Raw genomic sequence first — 683 nt, forward strand, 5'->3', positions numbered from 1 at the left:
AGAACATCGAGGCGATGTTCCGCCACCGCAACGATGTGTGCATCGCCATCGACCTGTTCTGGTATCCAGTTCAAGGCAGAAACGACATCCGCCACGCGCCCGATGTGATGGTCGCTCTCGGACGCCCCAAAGGACACCGATTTCCCGCGTACTTGGAGCTGCGCGAGGCGTTGGAGCGTGCGGTGGAGCAGGCGCGTCTGGAGGCGGAGCAAGAGCGGCGGCTGCGCGAACAAGAACGCCAAATTCGCGAGCGGGAGGCGCGCCGCGCGTTGGAAGCCGAACGACGCTTGCAACAAGAACGCCAACGCGCCGAGCAAGCCGAAGCCGAGCTGCAGCGATTGCGCTAGCTCCTACGCGAACGCGGAATCGACGACGAGCCGAACGACTCCAACTGAACGACCGCCCAACGCGACGGCGTGATGGACAGTGCGGATCTGCTCACGAATTTCGGCGCGGGGCGTGGATATGGGCGAACCTCACTGAACAGGGGGTATAACAGCACCATCAACCCAGCAAAAGTACCAGATTTTGCACTTTCCTCACCGATTTGCCTATTAATTCTGTCCGCTATTGCTTGATTTTCGAGTTCTACATGATAGGAAACCACTGCGATAACGCGCTTCGCAAGGGCTTGTGCAGACTGGCGACGCTTGTCTATCCAAGGGTTTCCTCATTACACCATG

General features: G+C 58.7%; 1 protein-coding gene. It reads left to right on the plus strand.

What is annotated here, in order from left to right; all coding sequences use genetic code 11:
• Positions 1-347, plus strand: a 347-nt coding sequence (locus NZM05_12660) for a hypothetical protein (GenBank protein MCS7014466.1), incomplete at its 5' end; no start/stop codon positions are given.
• Positions 348-683 lie beyond the last annotated feature (336 nt).

Source organism: Chloroherpetonaceae bacterium, from assembly GCA_025056565.1.
In the GTDB taxonomy this organism is placed as follows: Bacteria; Bacteroidota; Chlorobiia; order Chlorobiales; family Thermochlorobacteraceae; genus Thermochlorobacter.